Annotated in this window: 6 protein-coding genes; all 6 read right to left on the bottom strand. The window is 71.0% G+C overall.

All coding sequences use genetic code 11. From position 1 onward, the window contains the following. On the bottom strand, positions 1-935 hold a 935-nt coding region (locus FNH04_RS39040; protein ID WP_152790733.1), incomplete at its 3' end, for an ABC transporter permease. After that, positions 932-2,044, bottom strand: coding sequence for an ABC transporter permease (locus FNH04_RS39035; protein WP_322725141.1), 1,113 nt, complete (start codon positions 2,042-2,044; stop codon positions 932-934). The genes FNH04_RS39035 and FNH04_RS39040, both read right to left, overlap by 4 nt. After that, positions 2,041-3,687, bottom strand: a complete 1,647-nt coding sequence (locus FNH04_RS39030; RefSeq protein WP_152790732.1) for an ABC transporter ATP-binding protein — start codon at positions 3,685-3,687, stop codon at positions 2,041-2,043. The genes FNH04_RS39035 and FNH04_RS39030 overlap by 4 nt, the downstream gene beginning before the upstream one ends. A 17-nt stretch (positions 3,688-3,704) precedes the next feature. Continuing rightward, positions 3,705-4,799, bottom strand: a complete 1,095-nt coding sequence (locus FNH04_RS39025; RefSeq protein ID WP_152790730.1) for a BMP family lipoprotein — start codon at positions 4,797-4,799, stop codon at positions 3,705-3,707. A gap of 141 nt (positions 4,800-4,940) precedes the next feature. After that, positions 4,941-5,747, bottom strand: coding sequence for a purine-nucleoside phosphorylase (gene deoD, locus FNH04_RS39020; protein WP_322725140.1), 807 nt, complete (start codon positions 5,745-5,747; stop codon positions 4,941-4,943). Next, positions 5,744-6,493: a glutamine amidotransferase gene (locus FNH04_RS39015; RefSeq protein WP_152790728.1), complete on the bottom strand. Its 750-nt coding sequence runs from the start codon at positions 6,491-6,493 to the stop codon at positions 5,744-5,746. The genes deoD and FNH04_RS39015 overlap by 4 nt, the downstream gene beginning before the upstream one ends. Positions 6,494-6,556 lie beyond the last annotated feature (63 nt).

Below are 6,556 nucleotides of genomic sequence, written 5' to 3'. Positions count from 1 at the left end.
CACATGGACGCCGCGGCGACCTCCCCCGCCCCCCGCCTCCTCCGCCGCCACGCGTACACCGCGAGCGCCACCAGGGTCATCGCGTACGGAATCGTCGAGACCAGCTGCGGCGGCACGTCCAGCGTGCCGAGCTGGACGGCCAGCGCCTCCGCCGCGCCGAAGCCGAGCGCCGCCAGGAAGACGCCCCAGGGCCTGAGGCCCCCGAGGAAGACGGCCGCGAGGGCGATGAAGCCGCGCCCGGCCGTCATGTCCCGTACGAAGAAGGACACGTAGCCCATGCTGAGGAAGACCCCGGCGAGCCCGGCGAGCGCGCCGCTGAGGGCGAGCCCGGCGTACTGGACGCGCCGTACCGCGATCCCCACGGAGGCGGCGGCGTCCGGCGTCTCGCCGACCGCGCGCAGATGGAAGCCGAAGCGGGTGCGGTAGAACAGCCAGGCGACGGCGGGAGCGGTCAGGAAGGCCAGCCAGGTGATCATGTTCTGGCCGCTGAGCACCTCCCCCAGCACGGGAAGGTGCTCGATGCCCGGCAGGGTCACCGTCGGAAGGGTGCCGCTCTTCAGACCGGACGTGCCGCCCTTGTCGTCGAGCAGCGTGTAGACCGCGTAGGCGGTGGCGCCGGAGGCGAGCAGGTTGAGGCCGATGCCCGCGATGATCGCGTCCGCGCCCAGCTCCAGGCGCAGCGCGGCGAGCAGCACCCCGAGGAGCACGGCCACCGCGACCCCGCACACCGCGCCGGCCGCCACGGAGCCGCTGTACCCGGCGACCAGCGCCCCGGTGCAGGCGGCGGAGAGCATCTGCCCCTCCAGGGCGATGTTGCTGATCCCGGCGCGCTCGGCGACCAGTCCGCCGAACGCGGCGAGCAGATACGGCGTGGCGACCCGCAGCACCGCCCCGAGGAAGGCGCTGCTGAGGACGACGTCGACGACGGAACTCATCGGGCACCCGCCTGCCTGCGCGCGATGCGGCGCTTGATCAGGTCCGGCAGCGCCTGGGCGGTGACCAGTAGCACGATGACCGCCTGGATGACCACCACGATCTCGGTGCCGACGTCCGTCTGCTGTTCCATGATGTCTCCCCCGGATCGCAGGTACGAGTAGAAGAGCCCGGCCACCACGACGACCAGCGGGTTGTTGCGGGCCAGCAGGGCGACCACGATGCCCTCGAAGGCGAGACTCCCCGCGAGGCCCGGTTCGAGGCGCCCGTACACGCCCTGTACGAGGTGCGCTCCGGCGAGGCCCGCGACGGCGCCGCCGATGACGAAGCTCCACTCGATGGCGCGGGGCACCCGGATACCGCCGTACTCGGCGAAGTCGGGGTTGGAGCCCGTCATCCGGATGCGGTAGCCGAGCGGGGTACGGGTGATCAGCAGCCAGAGCGCGACGGCGGTCAGCAGCATCAGCACGAAACCCGTGTTGGCGCGGCCCAGGGGGATGCCGAACCACTCCTGCAGCGGGGTGAGCGCGGAGTCCGGATGGATGCGCTCCGAGTGCACGGCGCTGCTGCCGGGCTCCTTCAGTGGGCCGTTGACCAGGTAGTCGTAGACGCGGACGGCGATGGCGTTGAGCATCAGCGTGGCCACGATCTCGTTGGCGCCGAGCCGTGCCTTCATCGCGCCCGGTACCAGGCCCATCCCGGCGCCCGCGGCGGCCGCGGCGACGAGCGGGACGAGGACGGCGGCGACGGGCGGCAGCGGCAGGAAGATCGCCACTCCGGCCGCCGCCAGTGCCCCGGCGTAGAGCTGGCTCTCGGCACCGAGGCTGATCTGCCGGGCGCGGAACGGGATGGCCACCGACAGTCCGAGCAGGGTGAGCGTGGTGGCGTCCTCCAGCCAGCGGCCGACGCGGAAGGAGCGCTCCAGCGGACCGGTGAGCATGGCCTCGTACGCCGCCACCGGATCCTTGCCGGTGGCGAGCATGACGAGGAAGCCGATGAGCAGGGCGGCCAGGATGGTGGCCAGGGTCATGCTGAGGTCGACGGCGAGGCCACGGCGCCGGGTGGCCCGGTACTCTCGGCGGTCCTCGGTCTCGACGAGGGTGGCGGTCACGCGGCGTCCCCCTTCCCTGAGTCGTCCCCTGAGTCGTCTCGTGAGTCGTCGCCGGAGCCGTGCCCGGAGTCGCCGGAGCCGTCCAGCCCGGCCGTCAGGTGCTCCCGGTCGTGCTGTTCGACACCGAGCATGTAGAGCCCGACGCGCTTCTCGGTGAGCCCGGTCGTGTCGTCGAAGCGGGCGACCAGGCTGCCGTCCTTGAGTACGAGCAACCGGTCGGAGAGGGCGAGCAGTTCGGTGAGGTCGGCGGAGATCAGCAGTACGGCGGCGCCCTCGTCGCGGGCGGCGACGAGGCGCTCGTACATGAACCGCATGGCGCCGATGTCCACCCCGCGGGTGACCTGGGCGGCGATCAGCAGCCGTGGTCCGGCGGAGAGTTCACGGGCGACGATCACCTTCTGCATGTTGCCGCCGGACAGGGCGCGCACCGGGACCGACGGGTCGGGGGTGCGGATCGCGTAGTCGGAGATCAGCCGTTCGGCGTGGGCCCGCACGGCCTTCGGCCGCAGGACGCCCCGGCGGGCGAGGGGCGGGCGGTCGTGGCGGTCGACGACGAGGTTGTCGGCGATGGACTCGTCGAGGGCGGCCCCGTTGTGCAGCCGGTCCTCGGGGACGTAGCCGACGCCCGCCGCGCGGTGTCCGGCGACGTCGAGGCCGGCCGTGTCCGTGCCGCCGACATGGACCGTGCCGCCGGTCGGGCGGCGCAGTCCGGCGAGGATGGCGGCGAGTTCGCTCTGCCCGTTGCCCTCGATACCGGCCACTCCGACGATCTCCCCGGCGGCGACGTCGAAGTCAAGGCCGTGCAGGGACTGGCCGGTCGGTGCCTCGTACGCCAGGTCCCTGACCCGGAGGGTGACTCCGGCGGGCCGGGCGGGGGCGCGGTCGACGTCCAGGGACAGGTCGCGGCCGACCATCATCGCGGCCAGCGAACGCTCGGTCGCGTCGGCGGTGGCGACGGTCCCGACCAGTGATCCGGCGCGCATCACGCTCACCTTGTCGCTGATCTCCCGTACCTCGCGCAGCTTGTGCGAGATGAACAGCACCGTCATGCCCCCGTCGCGCAGCCGGCGTACCGCGGCGAACAGGTCCTCGGTCTCCTGCGGGGTGAGTACGGCGGTCGGCTCGTCGAGGATCAGTACGCGGGCCTTGCGGTGCAGCGCCTTGAGGATCTCGGTGCGCTGCCGCATCCCCACGGAGACCTCGTCGACACGCGCCCTGGGCTCGACGGCCAGTCCTGACTCCTGGGCGAGCCGGGCCGTGGTCTCGACCGCCTCCTTCGCGTCGACGAGGCCGCGGCGGCCGGGCTCGACTCCGAGGACGACGTTCTGGGCGACGGTGAAGGACGGCACCAGCATGAGGTTCTGGTGCACCATGCCCACGCCCAGGGCGATCGCCGCGCCCGGGCCGCGCAGCACACGCGGCCGGCCGCCGATCAGGATCTCGCCGGAGCTGGGCTGTTCCAGTCCGTAGAACAGCTTCATCAACGTGGACTTGCCGGCACCGTTCTCACCGACGACCGCGCGGATCTCGCCCGGCGGGACCTGAAGGTCCACGCCGCGTACGGCGCGTACGCCGTTGCCGTACGTCTTGGTGACCGCGCGGGCGGCGACGGCGGGTCCGGTGCCGTCCCATGACTCGTTCATCTCGGGGCCGTTCGGGGCTAGAAGGCGCTGGGGACCGTGACGGAGCCGGACTTGACCTGGTCGGCGGCCTCGTTCAGTTCGGTACGGATCTTCTCCGGCACCAGCTCCCTGAAGTGGTCGTCGTCGACGTAGCCCACGGCGTCGTCGGTGAGGCCCACGGTGTCGACGGCGCCGTACTTCAGGGAGTCCTTCAGGTCGGCCTGCGCGGCCCGGTAGAGGGCGCTGCCGACGTTCTTGAGGATGGAGGTGACGACGGTGTTCTTCTGGTCCTCGTCGGTGAGGGTCTGGTACTGGTCGGAGTCCACGCCGAAGGTGTACCGGTTCGCGGTGACCGCCGACTCGAACGTGCCGAGCCCGGAGAGCCCCGCGACCGGCCACACCAGCGCGGCGCCCCGGCCGTACATCGCGGTGGAGATCTCCTTGCCCTTGGCCGGGTCGCCGAACGGCTTGTCACCGCCCACGTACTGCACGAGAACGTCGGAGTTCTTTCCGCCCGCGGCCTTGAAACCGGCCTTGAATCCGACCACGAAGTCCTCGATGACCGGGATCTTCACGCCGCCCATGACACCGACCTTCTTGAGGGATTCGGCACCCTTGAGGGATTTCTCGGCGACGAGCTTCTCGGCGAGGAATCCGGCGAGATAGCCGCCCTCGTTCTGCTTGAAGGTCACGGAGTAGACGTTCTCGCACTTGTTGGAACAGGTGCCGTTCTCGCCGCTGTAGTCGACCGGGGCGTCGAAGACCCAGAACTTCTTGTCCGGGAATTGCGGGGCGAGTTCACCGACGTAGTCGGTGACGTCGAAGGTGCCGGCGGCCAGGATGTCGTAGTCGTCGGCCGCGGCGGCATCTTCGAACCCGGGCTCCCACTTGGTGCGGTCGGAGCCCAGCTCCACCACCTTGAGCTCGTAGCCGAGGTCCTTCTGAGCCTTCTTCAGGCCCTCGTACGCGGAGTCGAAGAACGACTTGTCACCCAGTCCGCCATTGACGACGAGTTTGATGCGCGGCTTTCCGGAGGAGGCCGTGCCGGAGTTGTCGTCCCCGCCCGATCCACCGCAGGCGGCCAGTGCGAGTACGCCCACCACCGCGAGGGCGGCGCTTCTTCCGTGTCTCATCGTCGATCTCCCGCTCATGGTGTAGCTGATCATTTTCGCTGTCTGATTGCGTTGTACCGGTATGTGTTGCGTTGACCCTAGGAAGTGCAAAACGCTTTGGCTATGCCGCCGGGTTTCGGTCTTATTTCCTCATGGAGAAATTCAGGCATCGCCGAGCAGGGCGGCGGCGGCGATGCGCACGGCCCGGTCGAAGCAGGTCTCGCGCGCCTCGGCGGTCAGGGCCTCGCCGGTGCGGACGTGGTCGGAGGCGGTGAGCACGGCGAGCGCCTCGCCGCCCTCGGAGCCGGCCACGGCGTACAGCCCCGCCGCCTCCATCTCCACGGCGAGCGTTCCCCGGCCCTCCAGCGCGTCGAAGACGGCGGGCCGGTCGAGGTAGAAGTGGTCGCTGGTGAACACCGGCCCGATGTGCACCACTCCCCCGCCCCGCTCCGCCGCGACGTCCGCGGTGGTCTCCCCGGCGGCATCCGCGGCGGCGCGCAGCAGCCGGTAGGAGGGGGTGAGCGACAGGCTCACACCGTTCACGAGGAGGCCGCTGACGCTGGAGTCGGTGTGCGCGGCGGAGGCGATCACGACGTCCCGCAAGGACACCGTGTGCGGGATGGCTCCGGCTGTGCCGACCCGTACGATCCTGCGCACGCCGTAGTGCCGGAACAGTTCCGTGGCGTAGATCGACACCGACGGTATGCCCATGCCGGAGGCGAGCACGGACATCGGCTCACCGCGGTGGGTGCCGGTGTAGCCGAGCACGCCCCGTACGTCGGTGACCAGGCGGGCGTCCGCCAGGAAGGTCTCGGCGATCCGCCGGGCCCTGCGCGGGTCCCCGGGCATCAGCACGAGCGGGGCGAAGTCGCCGGGCGCGGCGCCGATGTGGGGTGTGCCCACCGGGCCCACCGGGCCGATCGGGCCGATCGGGCCGATCGGGCCGATCGGGAGTTCCGCCGCCGTCACAGGTTCGCTCCCGCGAGCCAGCGCACGAGGCGGTCCCACAGCTCCGCGTATCCGTTCCACTCCAGGAACGGCGGCGGTGCCCAGTGCGGTGCCACGTCGGAGGTGAAGGCAGCGGACCTGCCGGCACCGTAGCCGCCGACGACGAGCAGCGGATGCCCGGCGCACTCGGCCAGCGTCGTCGCCCCGTGCCGTGCCCAGACCTCGTTGAGGCCGAGCAGGGCGGGCCAGGACCGGCCCAGCCCCCGTACGATCCCGTGGTCGCGCACCACCTCGGGCTCGGCTCCGGCCGGGAGTTCCACGCGGTCGTCCCGGTCGGCCATCGACACCGGCAGAGCCACGGCGAGCGGCGACTGCCCCCACCGGGCGCGGGCGTCGATACCGCTGAAGGTCAGATAGCCGCCGACCATCAGCACCCCGCCGCCCTTCTCCACGAACCCCCGCACCAGGTCCGAGCGGTCCGGGGCGGGGACGGAGCGGTTGAAGGTCTCGGGCGGGAGCTGGAAGCTGTTGGCGCCCACATCGCTGATGACCACGACGTCGTACGCGTCGAAGCCCTCGGCGGAGTCCGGGACCCGGCGGGAGATCTCGTGCGAGGGGACGTACGTCACCTCGTGGCCGCGTGAGCGCAGCGCGTCGAGGAAGACACCGCCGCCCTCGGTGTACTCGGCGGTGTGGAAGGCGTCGAAGCCCTTCTGGTGGACCGTGTACGTGAACCAGGACTCGCCGATGACGAGAACTCTGGGCATGGCGAACCGCCTTTCGGGCAGGGCAGGTTGAGGCAGGGAGGGCGTGGGCGCGGGGACAGGGGG

This window comes from Streptomyces phyllanthi (genome assembly GCF_009377205.1).
Taxonomy (GTDB): Bacteria; Actinomycetota; Actinomycetes; order Streptomycetales; family Streptomycetaceae; genus Streptomyces; species Streptomyces phyllanthi.
This window is presented reverse-complemented; position numbering and strand designations above follow the sequence as displayed.